The organism is Pseudarthrobacter sp. 01T43 (genome assembly GCF_056398665.1).
In genome coordinates, this window is sequence record NZ_JBFTPV010000016.1 from 32,394 (window position 1) to 50,192 (window position 17,799).

The window sequence follows — 17,799 nt, forward strand, 5'->3', positions numbered from 1 at the left end:
GCCGCCCCATCAGGGCGAATGCCATGTACACAGCAGTGTCCAGCAGAGGCCACGCCAACTTCTCTAAAAGTCAAGGCTTTCGATCCGGCACTGCCCTGGTGCTCGGTGTGGCTTTCGTCCTCGTGGATTAATTAGGGGATCTGACTCCGCCGGCTGCTCTCATCGCGCTCCCAAGCTGCCTGAGCCGGCCGCTGTCCGCTGTCCCGCCGCCCCATCAGGGCGAATGCTATGTACACAGCCGCGTCCAGCGCGGATTGAGGACCCCGAAGGGAACGCAGTAATTCAGGGAGACGGGTGCCGACATTGGCAGAGGTTCCCTGCTCAGCGTTACCACGGTAGGTGCGGCACAGGACAGCGCGAAGGCCCTTAACAGTTCTGGGCGTTCGGACCAGCACTGGCTTGGTATCCAGAATGGCTTTTTCGCCCTCATCAAAGAGTGAATCGACAAAAAGGTCATCCGCTACGAACTCAGGAAACTCGCCAAACCGTGCATGGCCGTCCGCCGTGACGGCGTAAGCACCGGCCCCCCAAAGATGTGCCCGTTGGGATGGCATACGAAAACGAGCCCGGTAGTAAGCGCGTACCAGCCAGTTTGCACCGCGGCTGTCGTAGACGAATTCCGGACGGGACGCCAAGGGGCCGCTGCCATCGAGGGCAGAGAAGAGGGCGGCAACTGCGGCTGGTTGAATCTCTATGTCCGCATCCAGATAGAGACGCGGCCAGTAATGCGCAGCAATGTCAGCCGCGTTCATTGCCCCGATTTTTGATGCTTCGCTTACTTCAACCACTCGAACACCCGGGAACCTCCGGGCAGTATTTGCCGTGCCGTCCGTGCATGCATTGCAGGCCACGATGAGCTCAAGCCTGCCGGCGGCAGCGTAGGGTGACAGCGGGGTCAGGGTCCGTGCCAGCACGGCGGCTTCATTGTGGGCAGGGATAATCACACATCCTTCCGGCATCAAGGACGGATCGATGTCCGCATCCGGACCCGGCAGTTCATCCCAGCGTGATTCGTGTGCGACGACTGACAGTATTCCCCGGTTGGCGGGCAAGGGTGAACGGAGCAAAACCCCGAGCATCACCGCTCCGTGGAATACCCGGGCATATGTGACCGGACGAAACTTTCTGATGTACCGTACACGGTTGGCAGCCATGAGGGCGTCGAGCGACCGCGATGCTCCTGACGCCCCGCGGGTGTGTCTCATTTCAGCCGCCGGCTCGAACCACACCGTTGCACCGACACGCCTTACGCGGCGAAGAAAATCGGTTTCCTCGGAGTACAGGAAGTATCGTTCATCCCAGTCACCCACGTTCTTGGCAACGGTCTGGTCTATGAGTAAGGCCGCCCCTGTGGCCCACTCAACTTCGTGCGGATGGCTGTAACTTGCTGCTGAGAAAACCATCTCGGACAACCACCCCGGCCGCCCTGCGAGTTTGCTGCCCATTAGACCGTCGCCGATCGCGCGGGACACTGTGGGTTCGCGTCGGAGTGATGGGTATACACTGCCGTCCTCGTCCCGGAGGAGCGGAACGACGACTCCAGCTGAGGACAACAGCATTCTGTTCCGGAGCTTGGACAGGCAGCCCCTGTCCAACCGAACGTCGGGGTTGAGGACGAGGAAAGCATCCGCTGTTCCGGCACGCTGCATGGCCAAGTTGATGCCCGCGGCATAGCCGAGATTGCCGCCTGTTCTGAACACGTGCAAATCACTTTGGGTGCCCAGCAGCTGAACCATGCGGGGGGAAGGGGAGTTGTCAGCAACGATTACTTTGATGCTCTGATCGACAGTTTCGCGACGAAGATCTTCCAGGAGCAGCGGTACAGTTTCTTCGCTGTTATATGTAACGATCAGCACGGCGACATCAGCGTGCTGATCAAGCGGTATAAACGGGACTGAGGCAAAAGGAACAGGAGCCTCCCGTATGGAAGCTCCGGGATTGGGCGTATTGCCGGGGTCTACGGGGGGCGGCGAGGCAGTCCTGGAGGGGGCGACCATGCCACTATTCGCCCGCAGATTAACGTAGGACCGCGGGCCGTGCAGGAGATACCGGGACGCCAGCCGACGCGGTTCGAGCGCAAGGCGCCAAGCCCACTCCAAGCCAGCATCCCGCACGGGTTCAGGAGCCCTCAGCACGGTCCCGGAGAGGAAGTCTACGGCTGCCCCGAAAGCCAGCATTACTTTGGCCCCAGTAAGGTGCCCGTAGGCGTTGATCCACAGCTCCTGTCGGGGCTTACCAAGACAGACGAAGAGGATATCGATACGCGCACTGGCAACTTCTGCCGCAAGAGACCGTGCTGCGGATGGATCCGCTAGCTCTGACCGTTCCGGTGCCCAGTAGCCGCCCACCACAAGGCCTTGTAGATCACGGGACAGCCTTTCGTGCACCAACCGGTGAGTTTCGGCGCGCCCACCGAGGAAACCTATTCGCAGGACACTCTTCCTGGCCGCATCCAGCAGCGGCCAGGTGAGGTCACTCCCAGCCAGCCTGGGCCAGTCACGATGAGTGATTCTTCGGGCCTGTGCCACCAAGGGAGCGCCGTCTAGAAGCGTGATCCACTCCGTTTTCTGGTTGGCTTCCAAGACTCCATTCCATCTGCCGCCGTGCCCGAAATACTTGATGTGATCAAGATTCGCCGACGCAACAGCCAGCGGCGCGCAGTCCGAAGCCGCTGCTCTCTCAAGAATTGTGTTCACGGCACTTTCAAAAGTCATGAGCCGCACTACGGTTCCACCCAACCGGGCCCAGTCTGACGGCACCTGTGTGGTCGCAAACACCGGCTCCATCTCGACCGGGTGCAATGGAATCGGCAAAGTGGAATGAAGGCCGTTGGGCTTGCGAGTTCGGCGGGGAAGCAATCCAGGTGCAGACTTCATTTTTGGCTCCATGGTCACGGCGCAACCGTGCAGCGGCCGGCTGTGGGGTCTGCACTCCCCGCTCCGGTCCGGATACCAAAGCTGGCATCCTGCCTGTCGCGTCAATCTGTTGTTGCGGCCGTCCTCTGGTTGGCGGGACTATCTAGTCACAGCCATCTGCGGCCCGGAACCATGGACCGCAAACCCCAAGGGCTTCCGTATTTTTCAACCGTAGGCGCGGGCCAACCACGCTGCTAGGCGACAGGGGCATCTATGTGGCTATCCGCACCAGCTATGTGGTGCCCACCGCGACGCCAGGCTACGCGGCAGTCCGGAAAAACAGCTCCGTGACAACAGCCAGCCGGTGCGGGTCGTCAACACCGCACAGTTCGCGGGCCGAATGCATGGAGAGCAGGGGCACCCCGACGTCGACCGTTCGGATCCCGAGACGGGTTGCGGTCAGCGGCCCGATGGTGGAGCCGCAGGGCATCACGTTGTTGGATACAAATTCCTGGTACGGCACGTGGGCTTCGGCGCAAAGCCGTGCCCACAGCGCCGCGCCGGCCGCATCCGTGGCGTAGCGCTGGTTGGCATTGATCTTCAGCAGCGGGCCGCCGTTCAGCACCGGATGGTTGGCCGGATCGTGCCGTTCGGGGTAGTTGGGGTGCACGGCGTGGCCAGCGTCCGCGGATACGCAGAACGACGCCGACAGCGCCTGCCGCCGCTGGCTCACCGAGGCGCCGAGGCCGTCGGAGATCCGCACCAGCACGTCCTCCAGGATGGGCCCGCAGGCTCCGGAGCGGGAGTTGGAGCCGATTTCCTCGTGATCGAAAGCCGCGAGGACGGCGATCGGCGCACCCGGGGAGGACCCTGCGGCAGCAGCGTGCGCAATCAGCGCCGCCAGCCCGGCATGCGTCGCCGAAAGGTTGTCCAGCCGCCCGGACGCGAAAAACTCACTGTTGACCCCGAAAACTGCGGGTGCCTGCGTGTCCGCTATAACGACGTCGTACCCGCCGATCTGAGCGGTATCAACGGAATCACCGCCGGGAACATGAGACGCCAGGACGGCCAGGAGATCGAAGTCGGCAGGGTTCCCCAGCCCCCAGACAGGGTTCATGTGCCGCTGCTTGTCCAGCGTCAGCCCATCGTTCACCGCACGGTCCAGGTGGATGGCGAGTTGGGGAAACCGCAAAAGGGGACCGGTGGCCGTGAGGTGCTGGGTCCCGTCCAGCATGACCAGCCGGCCTGCCAGTTGCAGCTCACGGTCCAGCCAGGAGTTCAGGAGCGGACCGCCGTAAACCTCGACGCCGGCCTGCAGCCACCCGAACGCACCTGTGGTGGGTTTTGGCTTGAGTTTGAAGGACGGCGAATCCGTGTGCGCACCCAGGATGTTGAACCCGGTGGTGGGTCCCGCGCCGTCGGGCACTACCCAGGCGATCAGGGCACCGTCGCGTATCAGGTAGAACGAGCCCGTCCCGCCGGACCAGGCTTCCCGCTCGTCCAGGCCAGTGAACCCTGCCTCGTCCAGGCGGCGTGCGGCCTCGTGGACTGCGTGAAAGCTCGACGGCGATGCGCTGACATACGCGCCAAGGTCCTGGATGTGGTCTGCGACGGCGGAAGGTGAAGGCATGGTTTCGAGTCTAACGCCGCGCCCGCGGGCGATCCCCGCCCGACCGCACTACAGGGTGACGTTCAGGCCGGCCGTGTAGCCCGTGGCGGCGGAGCCGGTCATGGTGGCGAGCTGGTAAATGCCGCCGTCGTCCCGGAAGACACTGTCATTCTGCAGGGTGGTCCGTTTCATGTTCGCCACGCTATTCTCGTAGCCCGGCGTGGCGTAGACGTCGTCGCAGGCCGCCTTGGTCAGCGCGATCTGGGAGACCGCCAGCACCTGTCCGGCAGCCGTGGCGTTGCTCATGGATTCGAACACCTCGAAGTGGATGTGCGGCCAGCGTCCGGAGTAGGCGCCGGGGAAAATCGACTTGAACGTGACCTGGCCGTTCGCGTCTGCTTCCTGGACGCCGCGGAGGTAGTTCTCGTTGGCCAGGCCCGAATCGTAGAGCGAATACCTGCCCTCCCGGTCGCAGTGCCAGGCGTAAACGGCTGCGCCGGCCAGGGGAACGCAGCCGTTGGCGTTGTCCAGCAGGGTCAGGGTGAAGGTCAGCGGCACACCGCCGGCCCTCGCGCTGCCGCTCCCGAAGCTTGAGGTGATGTCCTGCCGCACCACTCCTGACGCTGCCAGGACGTTGGGGCCGTTTGAACCGTCACCCGGGAACGGACCCGCGGTCTCCGCCGGAATCTCCACGCCGCACTCGGCGATCGCCCGGGTGAGCGTCGGGGAAGTGGACGGCGACGCCGTCGTGCTGGTTGCACCCGATGAAGCGGCACTATCGGTGGAGGCCGACGTCGGCGTGCCGGCGGCGCTGCCCGACACGGTGCTGCCCGATCCGCCCGGGGTGCACGCTGCGAGGGCCGCCGCCGCCCCGCCGGCGCCGAAGAACAGGCCGAGGGAACGGCGGCTCATGAGGGTGGAGAGATCGAATTCGAGGCCGCGGTCATGGTTGGGATGGGGAACGTGTTTACTCATGGCTCCATCCAATCCGGCGCCGCTGTTCCTTGCATAGGGTCAGGCTGTGCCGAAGCTGTGCGCCGCAAGGCCGCCGCGTCAGACTTCCGCGCTAGCGTCAGTAATCAGGGTTGCTTGGAACCACAAGGCCGGTTTCATAGGCGTAGACCACTGCCTGGACGCGGTCGCGCAGGTGGAGCTTAGTGAGGATCCGCCGGACGTGGGTTTTCACGGTGGCTTCGGATAGGAAGTATCGGTGTGCGATCTCGGCGTTGGACAGGCCCTCGGCCATGGCTTCGAGCATCTCGGTTTCACGCGGCGTCAGGTCCTCAAGCAGCGGATCGCGCTGGGTTGAGGCGGCCGGACGGGCAGCGCCGCGGACGTACGTTTCAAGCAGTCGCTGGGTGACGCGCGGCGCCACCACGGCATCGCCGCTGGCCACCACGCGGACGGCCTGGATGAGTTCCGACGGCGCCACGTCCTTGAGCAGGAACGCGGACGCCCCCGCCTGGAGGCCGGCGAACGCGTATTCGTCCACGTCGAAGGTTGTCAGGATGATGACCCGCGCGGCGGCCCCGGCGGCGGTGATGGCGCGGGTTGCCTCGATGCCGTCCAGCACCGGCATCCGGACGTCCATCAGCACGACGTCGGGCTTCAGGTCCCGAACCTGCCTCACCGCTTCGGCGCCGTCGGACGCTTCGCCCACAATGCTGAGATCGTCCTCGCCTTCCAGGATCAGGCGGAAACCCATCCTCAACAGCGGCTGGTCATCCACCAGCAGGACGGTGATCGGTTGTGTCTGAGTCATGCTCTGCCTTGCAGTTGGGGAACGTGGTCAGGATCGGGTTGGTTATCGCCGGGCCAACTCAGGACTGCCCGGACCCGCCAGCCGCGGGCGGGGGGGCCCGCTTCCACGGTGCCGCCATAGATCCGGGCGCGTTCGGCCATCCCCAGGAGGCCCTGTCCCGAGCCCAGCGCCTGCGCGGGTCCTGGTGCGCCAGGGTCAGCCGATGCCTGGCCGGGCAATTCTTTGCCGTCGTCGAGAACTTCAATGGTGACGGTGGGGCCGGACCGGAGAATGCTCACATCCACCCGGCTGTGGCCGCGGCTATAGCGCAGGACGTTGGTGAGTGATTCCTGCACGATCCGGTAGACCGTCAACTGGAAGGACGGATCCTGGGGGAGCGACGGCCCGCTATGCGAATAGTGCAGCGGCAGGCCGGCGGTGCGGAAACCCTCCAGAAGTTTGGCCAGGCTGTCGCCGGAGTCGAGGGGTGCCCGCGGTGCGATGGCGCCGTTTTGGTCCCTGAGCACGCCCAGGACACGCCGCATGTCCGCCAGCGCGGTCCGGCCGGTCCGGGACAGTTCCCCCAGCACCTCGGCGGCGCGGTCGGGACTTTTCCGGATCACGACGGCGGCGCCGTCCGAAAGGCTGACCATCACAGTCAGGGAGTGGGCCACCACGTCGTGCATCTCGCGGGCGATCCGGTTCCGTTCGTTGACAGAGGCGAGACTGGCCGTGCGCGCCGCCCACGCGGCAACCTCCTGCTCGTGTTCGCGGCGTTGCCGCACTGAGATGCCGATCCCGGTAGCAATGACGTTGGACAGGGCGATGGTGGCACCAGTGGCGATGCTGGTTAGGAGGTGGAAGTCCTCAGGATTGCCCGCGGCAGTGACGAAGGATTTCTCCATGGGACCCACCGCGGCCAGGAGATACAACAGGGCCAGCGGGGCGGTGACCGCGGCCATCGCCACCAGGGCGAACCGGCGCGTGTGCAGCACCGCCACGGCGTACAGCGAGAACCACAGCCCGGCAGAGACGTTTGAGCCCCACGGGTGTAGAAGGGTAACCGCCACTTCCATCACCGCGACGAACGCTGCCAGGGCCACGGGGTAGGAGCGTCGAAGAAAGAGCGCACATGCCACTGCAGCGAGCAGCGCCGCCGCGAGCCATGCGCCCTGCAGGACGGCATCCACCATGGTGGGGGCAACCAGCACCGTGTAAGTGGCCACTACCACCGCGTCCATGACACGCGGATGCTGGTAAAGGTACCGGCGGACCCGGCCGCGGCGCTTGGCCGTGATTTCGGCGAAGGACGCGTGGGCCAGCCCGGCCGACGCGTCCTTCACCGGTGCCGCTTCATTCATCCCTTGAGCCTGGCTCCAGCTCAGACATCGCGTTTCTTGAGGATGACGGCGGCGAGCACCACCGGGATGACCACCCAGGCGCCSAGRACCAGTSCKGCCTGCCAGGCCTCMAGGGTRTCCGGCAAGTGGTTCACAGCCGTCATGGGCTCCACAGTGTTGCCTGGAAGGTACTTGCGGGTCTGTACGAAGAAATCGCCCGGGATCAGCTGGAAGGCGATGGGGGCCACGAAGAACAGGCCCACCAGGCTCATGATCCCACCGGCCGAATTCCTGAGCAGGGAGCCCAGTGCCATGCCAATGGCGGCTACGGCCGCGACATAGACGCTATTGACCAGCAGCATCTTCACCGACTGCGAGCTGGCGAGGTCCAAACTAAGGTTGTAGTTGCCCAGGATCGGCACCGACACGAGGCCGGCGATGAGCACGGAGACGGCGGTCACAACAAACGCTGTCACCATCACCACCAGCAGCTTGGCCAGGAAAGCGGGAGTCCGCCTGGGTACGGCTGCGAACGTTGAGCGGGCCATTCCAGTGGTGAACTCCGAGCTCATCAGCAGCACGCCGAGGGAGCCCAGAATGAGCTGTGCAAAGGCAATGCCGGACGTGGGCACACCAATGGCAAGGTTGCCGCCCTGGGCGGCAAACGATGCGGCTGCCTGTGGGTCCTTGAGGGCTTGCTCGGCGAAGGAACCCGTGCCCCAGGCCGAAAGCGCACCGAAGCCCACCACCACAACCACCGTGCAGGCGAGAAGGATCAGGGTGGAAAGGAGCGTGCGGAACTTGATGAACTCCGAGTTGAGCACACGGGGAAACGACGGTCCGGGGCCGGTGCTGGTCGCGTCGCCGGGCAGGGGTCCGGCGGGTGCGGCGCCGACGTGCGCGCCGCGGCGGGACGGGTTGGGGTCGAGGGTGGTTGAACTCATAGCCTTAGTTGCCTCCGGACTGGGCGGGTGCCGCGGCGGCGCCTGCGGTGATCAGCGAGTGGTATTCGACCTCATCCTTGGTCAGCTCCATGTAGGCCTCCTCGAGGCTTGCCTGCAGCGGGGTGAGTTCGTAGATCATGGTGTGGCTGTCGAGGGCGGCGCGGGCGATCTGGCGCGGATCAAGGCCGCTCACCTCAAGCAGCTCCTTGTCCTGCAGCTCCACAGAGACGCCGTCCCCGGCGAGCAGCCGCATCAGCTGCTCCGGCTGGTCGGTGCGGACCCGGGTGCGTGCGCTGCCCTTCCCGTTGATGATGTCCTTGATGGGGGCATCGGCGATGATCCTGCCTCGACCGATGACGATCAGGTGGTCCGCGGTGAGTGCCATCTCGCTCATGAGGTGGCTGGAGAGGAACACCGTGCGTCCTTCGGATGCCAGGTACTTGACCAGGTTGCGGACCCAGACAACACCCTCGGGGTCCAGGCCGTTGACGGGCTCGTCCAGGATGATGGTCTGGGGATTGCCCAGCAGCGCAGCGGCAATGCCCAGCCGCTGTCCCATGCCAAGTGAAAAGCCGCCCACCTTCTTCTTGGCTACCTCGGTCAAGCCCGTCATTTCGATGACTTCGTCGACGCGCTTCTTCGGAATGCTGTGCGTGGCGGCCATGGCCCGGAGGTGGTTATAGGCGGAGCGGCTGGTGTGCACGGCTTTGGCATCCAGCAGGGCGCCGACGTCCCGCAGCGGCGCGTGGTGCCGGTCGAACGGTGCACCGTTGACGGTGACGGTGCCCGACGTCGGCCGGTCCAGGCCCATGATCATGCGCATGGTGGTGGACTTGCCGGCGCCGTTGGGACCGAGGAATCCGGTGACCCGGCCGGCCTCCACAGTGAAGTTGACTCCGGCGACGGCGGTCTTCTCGCCGTAAACCTTTGTCAGGCCTAGTGCCTCAATCATGGGCGTGTTCCTTAGAACGGCAGCCTGCCGGCTGCGGGAAGTTTGGTGTGCACTGTCCACGGTACCCACGCCCCCGCACCGTTTCGCCTGTCTCAGGGATGATTCAGGGTCGAATCAGGGTAGTCCGCTCGGATGATCAGGGCTGTTCCCAGTGGAAGAGAGCAGAATCACGGCCGGGGCGAATAGTACGTCAGTGCCCGTGGCTCAACCCGGAACCGGGCACTGCGAACGCCTGCCAGTGCTTCACCATCCACCGCCAGTGCCATGGGCGAACCCGCCGACTCGATGAGCACGTCCGTGGCCTCCCTCAGGTGGGTGATCCGGGAGGTTGCCACGGTGCCCGTCAGCACCGACCACAAAAGCCGCAGCCGGGCAAAGGATTCATCAGCGGTGATCATGCGGACGTCCAGGACGCCATCGTCCAGCACGGGGCGGAACAGCGGAGCGTGGTCTCGGGGATAGTAGCGGCCGCGCCCTAAATACGCGATCCAGACCTTGTGCCGCACCCCGTCCACCATCAGGGTGGTGGGTGTTCCCACCGCGAAGGTCCGGAACATGGCCACCACTCCGGCGAGCGGTTTGCCAAGCGCAGGCTGCAGCTGTTCGCGGCGCCGCACCAGGTTGGGGTAAAGGCCCACGCTGGCGGTGTTGACCATGATGAGTTCGGCCGTCTCCGGATCTCCTGCCAGCCCGCGTTCGACTGTCACAATGCCCACGTCCGCCCGCGCGGCCGCACCGTTCGTCGCGGCCGCGACTGCCTCTTTCAGGCTTCCCGTCCCTGTATCGCGGGCGAAGTGGTTCAAGGTGCCCCCGGGCAGTACCAGCAAAGGAAGGGAATGTTCGACGGCGGCAGCGGCCGCTGTGCCGACCGTTCCGTCGCCACCCCACACACCGAGTGCCAGGGTGCCCGGGCGCGTGGCGGTGGCTTGGATCGCGTCCTTGAGGCTTTCTTCCGGTTCCACCGATTTTATATACGCCTCTGGGAATACTTCCTTCAAGGCCGTTGCGGTCTCCTCCTTGTAGGACCCGCCCAGTGTGTTCACCACAATGCTGAGGCCGGTGCCGTCCGGCAGGTGAGGAGCATCCGTCGCGGCGCGATCCACCTCGGGAAAAGGCGGACGGACCGGCCACCACTTGCGGGTGACCAGGGCGGCGCCCGCACCGATGGCCGAACCGAAAATCACGTCCGAGGGCCAGTGGGCCCCGGTGTGGACACGCGAATAGGCAACGCCCAGCGCCGCCGGTGCCAGTGCTGCGCCGAGGGCCGGACTGACAAGTCCGGTGCCCACCGCGAAGGCGATGGCGGAGGCGGAATGCCCCGACGGCATGGAGGAGCTGGTGGGCTGCGGATGGACAAAACGGAACACCGGCAGGTGCTCCGGCAGGGGCCGCGTGCGTGGCAGCAGGGTCTTGAAGACGGCGTTGGTCACCGCCGATGCCACGGCCTGGGCGATCAGCCCGTGTACGGCGGCGCGGCGCGTCTTTCCGGGAAACAGTGCCATGATCGCGGCGGCTCCCAACCAGAGCTTGCCGTTGTCAGCCGAGGCGGAAAGCCGGCGGAAGAACGTGTCATGGGTCCCCCCGGGGAAAGACGAGACCCTCCGGACCAGGTGCCGGTCAAGACGGCTGATCAGACCCGGACCGGGCGTCCACTTGGTGTGCATCTCCCTACCCTAATCCCGGGGTGTGCTGAGTACGGGAAGCGGGTCCGTTTCCCCGTGGGGCTTAGTTTGAATCCAGCGGTTTACTCGAAGCCTGCGCTGGCCTGACAGCCGGCCGCTGCCCGCTAGCCAGCGGCTTCGCGGCCCCGGCGAGGACCAGGGCCACCACGATCGGGGCGAGGATGGCGAGCAAGGCCAGGTGGATTCCGGTGAGGTCACCCAGGTACCCCAGCAAGGGCGGCCCTGCCAGGAAGGAGACATAACCCAAAGTGGATACAACTGACACCCGCGCGGCGGCGTGCTTCGGATCGTCCGCTGCGGCCGACATTCCCATCGGGAAAGCCAGGGCCGCACCGACACCCCACAGGGCAGCACCAATGCCGGCCAGCCACACGTCGCCCGCGAGCACAAAAAGGCCAAGGCCTGCAGCCGCGGCGCCCATGCTGGCACGGAGCACGGCGACGCGCCCGTAGGCGTCAATCACCCGGCCGCCGAAGAACCGCATGGCCGTCATCGCCAGGACAAACAGGGCAAACATCAGGGCGCCGATGGATTCTGACGTGCCCAGGCCGTCCACCGTGGCCTTGGCAATCCAGTCGTTCCCGGCGCCTTCGGTGAGGGTCGCCCCGAGGACCACCACACCTATCAGCAGGGTTCGGCTGTCACGCCAGGCGGACGGCCCCTTCACGGCCTTGGGCTCGCCATCGAGGGGAGCCGCCTGGGCCTCGTGGGGGAGGAAATAACGGGGCGTGACCAGCGCCACCACCACAACGACCGCTGCGATGACCAGCAGGTGCTCAGGCAGCCCGACGCCGATGGTCGACAATCCTGCACCGATCAGCGCGCCAACGAAGGCGCCGCCGCTGAAGGCCGCATGAAACTGCGGCATGATGGTCCGCCGCAGTTTGTGCTCAACATCAGCCCCCTCAATGTTCTGGGACACGTCCCACAGTCCGATGCCGATGCCGAAGAAGAACAGGGAAAAGGCAGTACCCACCACCGATTCAGCCGACAGGGAGCGGGCAATCCCGACGCCGGCCAGTGCAGCCAGCACCCCGGCGAAGCGGACCGCGTTGGCCGTGCCGATCCTACCCACCACAAGCCCCGCCGTCGGGAGCGCCAGCAGCGAACCGATGGCCGTGCACAGGAGGAGCGTGCCCATCTGGCCGGACGTGAGGTGCAGCGTCTCGGTGACTGCGGGAATCCGCGCTGCCCAGCTGGCAAAAACGAAGCCGTTGACGCCGAAGACCACAAAAGTTGCGGCGGCCGCTGCCCTGAGCGAGGGGCTGGCTGCGGAACCGGAGATGTCAGTCTTCATGCTCGAATGCTAGCAACCGGCACGAAACCCACAGCAAACGCTCCCTCAGTTAATGCAGGAAACCGGCCAGCCCTCTCTCACTTTCCCTGGGAAAGTCAGAGCGTCCGGGGGTTAGCGGGCGCGCTCCACGCGCTTTTCGTCCCAGACAGGCTCGGCGGATTCGTAGACTTTGCCGTCGGAGCCGAACACCAGGAAGCGGTCGAACGTGCGGGCGAACCAGCGGTCGTGGGTCACGGCAAGGACGGTGCCCTCGAAGTGGTCGATAGCCTTCTCCAATGCCTCGGCAGAGTGCAGGTCCAGGTTGTCGGTGGGTTCGTCCAACAGCAGGAGCGTGGCACCGGAGAGCTGCAACAGCAGGATCTGGAACCGCGCCTGCTGGCCACCGGACAGCGACTCGTACTTCTGCTCCGACTGCCCGGCCAGGCCGTAGCCGTCCAGCGCCCCGGCGGCAGCCTCACGGCCCAGCCCGGATCGGTGCTCGTCGCCGCGGTGCAGGATTTCCAGCAGGGTCTTGCCGAGCAGGTCCGGCCTGACGTGGGTCTGGGCAAAGAAACCAGGCCGGATGCGGGCGCCGAGTTTCACCGTGCCCTCGTGCGGGACTTCGGCGATCTCGACGTCGGATACGGGCAAGTGCTCCCGCTCCGGGTCCGTCCCGCCGGTGGCGAGCAGCCGCAGGAAGTGGCTCTTGCCGGACCCGTTGGAGCCCAGCACGCCAACTCGGTCGCCGAACCAGACCTCGGTTGAAAACGGCTTCATCAGGCCGGTGAGCTCAAGGTTCTCCGCCACGATGGCGCGCTTGGCGGTCCGGCCGCCCTTGAGCCGCATCTGCACGTTCTGCTCGATGGGCAGCGCCTCGGGCGGTCCCACCTCCAGGAATTTGGCGAGCCTGGTCTGGGCTGCGTGGTACCGGTTGGCCATGTCGGAGCGGAAGGCGGCCTTGTTCTTGTACATGTTGACGAGTTMCTTGAGCTTCACGTGCTCCTCGTCCCAACGTTTGCGCAGCTCCTCAAAGCGCGCGTTGCGGTCGGCGCGGGCGTCCACGTAGGAGCCGAAGCCGCCGCCGTGTACCCACGCGCCGGCGCCGTTGATCCCCGGTTCGAGGGTCACGATCCGTCCGGCGGCATTGTCCAGGAGCTCGCGGTCGTGGCTGATGAAGAAGACCGTCTTCTTGGACTCGTTCAGCTTGTCCTCGAGCCAGCGCTTGCCGGGCACATCGAGGTAGTTGTCCGGTTCGTCCAGGAGCAGGAGTTCGTCGGGGCCGGCGAACAGTGCCTCAAGGACCAGGCGTTTCTGCTCGCCGCCGGAAAGGCTCGACGCCGGGCGGTGCTGTGCGCGGTCAAAGGGCAGTCCCAGCGCGGCCATGCACACCTCGTCCCAGACGGTCTCAACGTCGTAGCCGCCGGCATCTCCCCAGTCCACGATCGCCTGGGCGTAGCGCATCTGGGAGGGCTCGTCGTCGTGCTCCAGCATGGCGAGCTCGGCCTCGTCCACCTCGCGGGCAGCGGCAGCCAAGGCAGGAGGGGCGGCGGAAACCAAGAGGTCGCGGACGGTGGAATCATCCCGGACCTGGCCGACGAACTGGCGCATGATGCCCATGTTTCCGGAGCGTCCAATGACCCCTTCGTCCGGAATGAGGTCGCCCGAGATGATCCGGAACAGCGTGGTCTTGCCCGTACCGTTCGGCCCGATCAGGGCGGTCTTGGTGCCATCCGGGACTTTGAAAGTCACGCCGTTGAGGAGCTGGGTGCCGTCGGAAAGGAAGTAGTCGATGCCGGAAACGTCAATATGAGCCACGCGATCAATCTTCCCACGCCCGCCGCGCGAGGTTTGTGCGGATGTGAAGCTCAAACAGCCTTGGGGAGAAGGAACAAAATCCAGGACTCGGGGGCATCTTCCGTTCGGCCACGAACTGTGACGTGGTCATGCCTGCAAGTATGTGGAAACCCCCATGGACCGGTTCCTTGCCTCCCGCCATCATTAACGGACCGCGGATCGGAAGGAATAAACATGGAATCTGATAACTTCCCCGATAGTACCGTTGGCAGGAGGAACTTCTTCATCGGCGTCGGTGCTGCCGCAGTTGCGGCAGGAACTGCTGGGGCGCTTACCACCGTCCCCGGCCCAGGCGGAGGCCCCGCTACTGGCCCTTCACCCGGGCCGCTGTCCCAAGCAGGTCTTCTGGATCTGCCCCCCATCGGATGGGAAGGCGGTCCGGAATACTGGCGCTCGTTCCCCAAGGCGGCGACCGCCGGCTGGACCGATCCGTCATTCTTTCCAATGGCAGTTTTCTTCGGCCGCCCCGCGCACGCGGAGCAACTGAAGTCCATGGGCATTAATACCTTCCAGGCCGTCGAGCACAACGATCAACTCAGCGTTGCGACCTCCAAGGGAATATTCTGCATCGTCCAGGATGAGTTTTCAGCGGCCGAGATTGGCGACGATCCCAACGTAGTGGGTCTCTTCGCCTTTGATGAATGCGACATGGGGCTGGGGTGCGGAGGAGCAGACACAAAAGAAAGCCTTGCCAACATGCAGCAACAGGTCTCAACCCTCCGCTCAAGAAACGACGGAAGGTTCATCAACGCCAACTATTCCAAAGGCGTTTTGGACACTTTTTGGGCCAAGGGCACTATGGGCGATTTTATGTCCGTTGTAGATGTGGCCAGCGTGGACAACTACGCTTACACCTCCCCCGATACCGGTGCTGCAATCAAGCAGTCTTCCCACTGGCCCGCTGGTACGCCTCCGATGCGCTCCGCCACTTACGGATGGCTGATGGACAGGATGCGCTCCTACCAAGCGCCGCCCGGCGGCAAACCGAACTGGATGTTTGTGGAGACCGCCATGCCGTACCTCTCGGACCTCGGCGCCCGCAGCATAACTCCTGAGGAGATCGAAGGAGCCTGCTGGTCGGCCATCATCCATGAGGCACGCGGCATCATGTTTTTCCAGCACAATAACGACGGTGTGAACGGCGCCTACTCGCTGGTGGACTGCAGCGAAGAAAGAAAAAAGCAGATCCGGGAGTCTAATGCTCGAATTAAGTCTTTGGCTCCTGTGATCAACACCCAGTCCTATGCCTGGAATTTCGGCCCGGGAATGGACACCATGCTCAAAGCCAAAGACGGATCAGCCTACGTCTTCGCGGAAATCGCATTGAGTACCGGGCCCGGCGCGCGCACCTTCACTCTCCCGGGATCCATAAAAGGGACGATCGTCGAGGTGATGAATGAAGGCCGGACGCTGGACGTGTCAGGAAGTTCGTTTACCGACAACTTCGCCTTCGAATTCACACATCACATCTACCGGATCGCCATCTGACAGCATGCCGCCAATGGGTCTGGGCTAAGGATTTCCGGCGTCAGCCCGCGGCGGTCAGGAACTGCTTGAGCAGCGGCCCCGACGTGGTGGCACCCAGTCCGCCGTCCTCGACGAATACGGCCACCGCGAGGTCCCCGTGGACCGCGACAATCCACGCGTGCGTCTTGGGCGGGTCTTCTTTGCCGAACTCGGCCGTTCCCGTCTTCGCGCCCACAGGTGCTCCGGGCACGCTGGCCAGGAAACCCGCATGGCCGGACGTGACCACCGCGCGCATCATGTCGGACAGCGCTGCGGCTTCCTCTGCTGTGATCGGCTTGCCCGACGCCTGGGAGGGTGCTTCGGGTGTAACGGTCGACGTCGGTGAGGCAGCCTCCGCCGTCGGCGCGCCGGGGGTGCCTCCCGAAACGCCGGCGCCGGGGTTCAGGACCAGTTGCGGTGAGACGGGGGAGCCCTTGGCCACTGAACCTGCCATTATGGCCGCCGCCAGCGGGGACATCAGCACTTTGCCCTGGCCGATCATGGACGCTGCGTGTTCGGTGCCCGCAGCCTCTCCGGGGACAGAACCGAGGAAGGCCGCCGCACCCAGTGAGGGGGCTTCGACTGCCACCCCCATCGACACCGCGGCGGCCTCAAGCTGCGCCTGGGTGACTTTGTCCCGGGCCCCAATGAACGCCGTGTTGCACGAGTGGGCGAACGCATCACGGAGCGTCACAGACCCGAGCGAACTTGCCGGGTAGCCTTCCGAGTTCTTGAAGGTCCTGCCGTCCACGTCGAGGGTGGGTGTGCATTCCACCTTAGAATCGGGAGTCATGCCGTTGCGGAACATTGCGAGGGAGTCGATCATCTTGAAAATGGATCCCGGTGCGTACTGGCCCAGCATCGCGGTGTTGTAGCCATTGCTTCCCGGCCCCGAGGCAGCTGCGAGCACTGCGCCGGTGGAGGGCCGGATCGCCACGATGGCCGAGGCAGGCCCCACGCTGGCCAGAGTGCTCTCCGCCAGGGTCTGGAGGTTCGGGTCGAGGGTGGTTTTCAGCGGTGTGCCGGGTGTGGGTGTGGTCTCGAACACCACGCGGCGGGGATCGGTCCCTGCGGCGTTGATCTGTTCACGGGTGAGGTCTGCCCGGTGCGCACGGATCACCACGGCGTCGGTTCCCCGGAGCTGGGCGTCGTACTGCTGCTGCAGCCCGCCGATGCCCGCCGCATCGCCGGCACTCAGTGCCCCGGCTGAGGCTTCAATCTGTTCTGCGCTGGCCTCGCCGACGGAACCGAGGATGGCCCGCGCGAAGGTTCGGCTGGGAGCCAGGGGCTGGCTTTCCTTGATGGCACGGCCGCCGGGGATCGCCGAGATTTGCTCGTCGGTAATGGTGCGGCCTTCTTCACGCAGGGTGATGGCAGCGACAAATGCCTGGGCACCGGACGCCGACACCTGCTGCGCGTAGGCGGCGGCATCCACGCCCACCAGTTCGGCCAGCTTGGTGGCCGACGCGGCCGCGTCAGCTGAGCCGAGAAGGGGCTTGTCGATGCCGACCTTCACCACCGGGCGGTAGGTGACCAGCTTCGCGTCGCCGGCGCCAAGGATGTCGGCGCGCTGTGGGGACTGGGTTCCTTTGGTGAGGATCTCGTTGTCCGCGAGTTCGGGAACCAGCGATGCAGGGTTCCAGACGGTCAGCCATTTGTCCCCGCTTTTCGTGAACTCGGCGTAGGTGGTGTATTTCCACTCACTGGAGCCGATCTTCCAGGTGTAGTTGAGGGGAACGGTGGCAGTTTTGCCCTCCAGCGACAGGTCTCCGGATTCCACCGTGGGCTTGTCCGGGTCGAGGGCCTTGAACACGTCCTGGACCTGCTGCTTGGCCACGGCGGAGTCCTCGCCGTCAAAAGCAACAGAGCCGACGTCGAGGGCGGACACCGCGGCGGCGAACTGTTTCGCGGCGCTCTCGGCTCCCCCTCTGCCGTCGTCGCAGGCCACCAGGGAGGCACCGAGAATGAGACCAGCTATGGCAAGTGAAAGTTTCTTTGAGTTCCCCACGGCGTTATTATCCCCCAGCGCGGCGTGTGCTG

12 protein-coding genes are annotated in these 17,799 nt (G+C 64.8%); 1 reads left to right on the forward strand and 11 read right to left on the reverse strand.

Translation table 11 applies throughout. The features are described 5' to 3' along the window. Positions 1-131 precede the first annotated feature (131 nt). From AC1DIM_RS14230 to AC1DIM_RS14275, 10 genes are all read right to left on the reverse strand, one after another. Positions 132-2,714: a WecB/TagA/CpsF family glycosyltransferase gene (locus AC1DIM_RS14230; RefSeq protein WP_477711148.1), complete on the reverse strand. Its 2,583-nt coding sequence runs from the start codon at positions 2,712-2,714 to the stop codon at positions 132-134. 460 nt (positions 2,715-3,174) lie between these two features. Next, a complete protein-coding gene (locus tag AC1DIM_RS14235) occupies positions 3,175-4,485 on the reverse strand; it encodes a M18 family aminopeptidase (RefSeq protein ID WP_477711149.1) in 1,311 nt (436 codons plus the stop codon). Positions 4,486-4,533: 48 nt separating this feature from the next. Then, complete coding sequence (locus tag AC1DIM_RS14240; protein ID WP_477711150.1) at positions 4,534-5,439, reverse strand: intradiol ring-cleavage dioxygenase; 906 nt, start codon at positions 5,437-5,439, stop codon at positions 4,534-4,536. Between the two features lie 97 nt (positions 5,440-5,536). Then, entirely contained in the window at positions 5,537-6,226 is a 690-nt protein-coding gene (locus AC1DIM_RS14245; RefSeq protein ID WP_477711151.1) for a response regulator, read from the reverse strand. Then, positions 6,223-7,566 carry a sensor histidine kinase gene (locus AC1DIM_RS14250; protein ID WP_477711152.1) on the reverse strand — a complete coding sequence of 448 codons (1,344 nt, stop codon included), beginning with the start codon at positions 7,564-7,566 and terminating at the stop codon, positions 6,223-6,225. Before AC1DIM_RS14250 ends, AC1DIM_RS14245 begins: the two co-directional genes overlap by 4 nt. A 20-nt stretch (positions 7,567-7,586) precedes the next feature. Beyond that, entirely contained in the window at positions 7,587-8,489 is a 903-nt protein-coding gene (locus AC1DIM_RS14255) for an ABC transporter permease (RefSeq protein ID WP_477711153.1), read from the reverse strand. 4 nt (positions 8,490-8,493) lie between these two features. Further along, complete coding sequence (locus AC1DIM_RS14260) at positions 8,494-9,441, reverse strand: ABC transporter ATP-binding protein (protein ID WP_477711154.1); 948 nt, start codon at positions 9,439-9,441, stop codon at positions 8,494-8,496. A 167-nt stretch (positions 9,442-9,608) separates the two neighbouring features. Continuing rightward, positions 9,609-11,105, reverse strand: coding sequence for a phosphatase PAP2 family protein (locus tag AC1DIM_RS14265; protein WP_477711155.1), 1,497 nt, complete (start codon positions 11,103-11,105; stop codon positions 9,609-9,611). Between the two features lie 61 nt (positions 11,106-11,166). After that, on the reverse strand, positions 11,167-12,420 hold the full coding sequence (locus tag AC1DIM_RS14270; RefSeq protein WP_477711156.1) for an MFS transporter: 1,254 nt from the start codon (positions 12,418-12,420) through the stop codon (positions 11,167-11,169). 111 nt (positions 12,421-12,531) lie between these two features. Then, positions 12,532-14,214: an ABC-F family ATP-binding cassette domain-containing protein gene (locus tag AC1DIM_RS14275; RefSeq protein ID WP_477711157.1), complete on the reverse strand. Its 1,683-nt coding sequence runs from the start codon at positions 14,212-14,214 to the stop codon at positions 12,532-12,534. 213 nt (positions 14,215-14,427) lie between these two features. Here AC1DIM_RS14275 and AC1DIM_RS14280 point away from each other — a divergent pair, with 213 nt between their 5' ends. Beyond that, positions 14,428-15,741, forward strand: coding sequence for a hypothetical protein (locus AC1DIM_RS14280; RefSeq protein ID WP_477711158.1), 1,314 nt, complete (start codon positions 14,428-14,430; stop codon positions 15,739-15,741). A 40-nt stretch (positions 15,742-15,781) separates the two neighbouring features. Here the strand turns inward: AC1DIM_RS14280 and AC1DIM_RS14285 are convergent, their stop codons facing one another. Beyond that, on the reverse strand, positions 15,782-17,767 hold the full coding sequence (locus AC1DIM_RS14285; protein WP_477711159.1) for a penicillin-binding transpeptidase domain-containing protein: 1,986 nt from the start codon (positions 17,765-17,767) through the stop codon (positions 15,782-15,784). Positions 17,768-17,799 lie beyond the last annotated feature (32 nt).

What these genes read in the sequence shown, in the direction of transcription:
- AC1DIM_RS14230 (WP_477711148.1), bottom strand. Translation starts at nt 2,714, where the DNA reads ATGACTTTTGAAAGTGCCGTGAACACAATTCTTGAGAGAGCAGCGGCT.
- AC1DIM_RS14240 (WP_477711150.1), bottom strand. Translation starts at nt 5,439, where the DNA reads ATGAGTAAACACGTTCCCCATCCCAACCATGACCGCGGCCTCGAATTC.
- AC1DIM_RS14260 (WP_477711154.1), bottom strand. Translation starts at nt 9,441, where the DNA reads ATGATTGAGGCACTAGGCCTGACAAAGGTTTACGGCGAGAAGACCGCC.
- AC1DIM_RS14265 (WP_477711155.1), bottom strand. Translation starts at nt 11,105, where the DNA reads ATGCACACCAAGTGGACGCCCGGTCCGGGTCTGATCAGCCGTCTTGAC.
- AC1DIM_RS14280 (WP_477711158.1), top strand. Translation starts at nt 14,428, where the DNA reads ATGGAATCTGATAACTTCCCCGATAGTACCGTTGGCAGGAGGAACTTC.
- AC1DIM_RS14235 (WP_477711149.1), bottom strand. Translation starts at nt 4,485, where the DNA reads ATGCCTTCACCTTCCGCCGTCGCAGACCACATCCAGGACCTTGGCGCG.
- AC1DIM_RS14270 (WP_477711156.1), bottom strand. Translation starts at nt 12,420, where the DNA reads ATGAAGACTGACATCTCCGGTTCCGCAGCCAGCCCCTCGCTCAGGGCA.
- AC1DIM_RS14250 (WP_477711152.1), bottom strand. Translation starts at nt 7,566, where the DNA reads ATGAATGAAGCGGCACCGGTGAAGGACGCGTCGGCCGGGCTGGCCCAC.
- AC1DIM_RS14245 (WP_477711151.1), bottom strand. Translation starts at nt 6,226, where the DNA reads ATGACTCAGACACAACCGATCACCGTCCTGCTGGTGGATGACCAGCCG.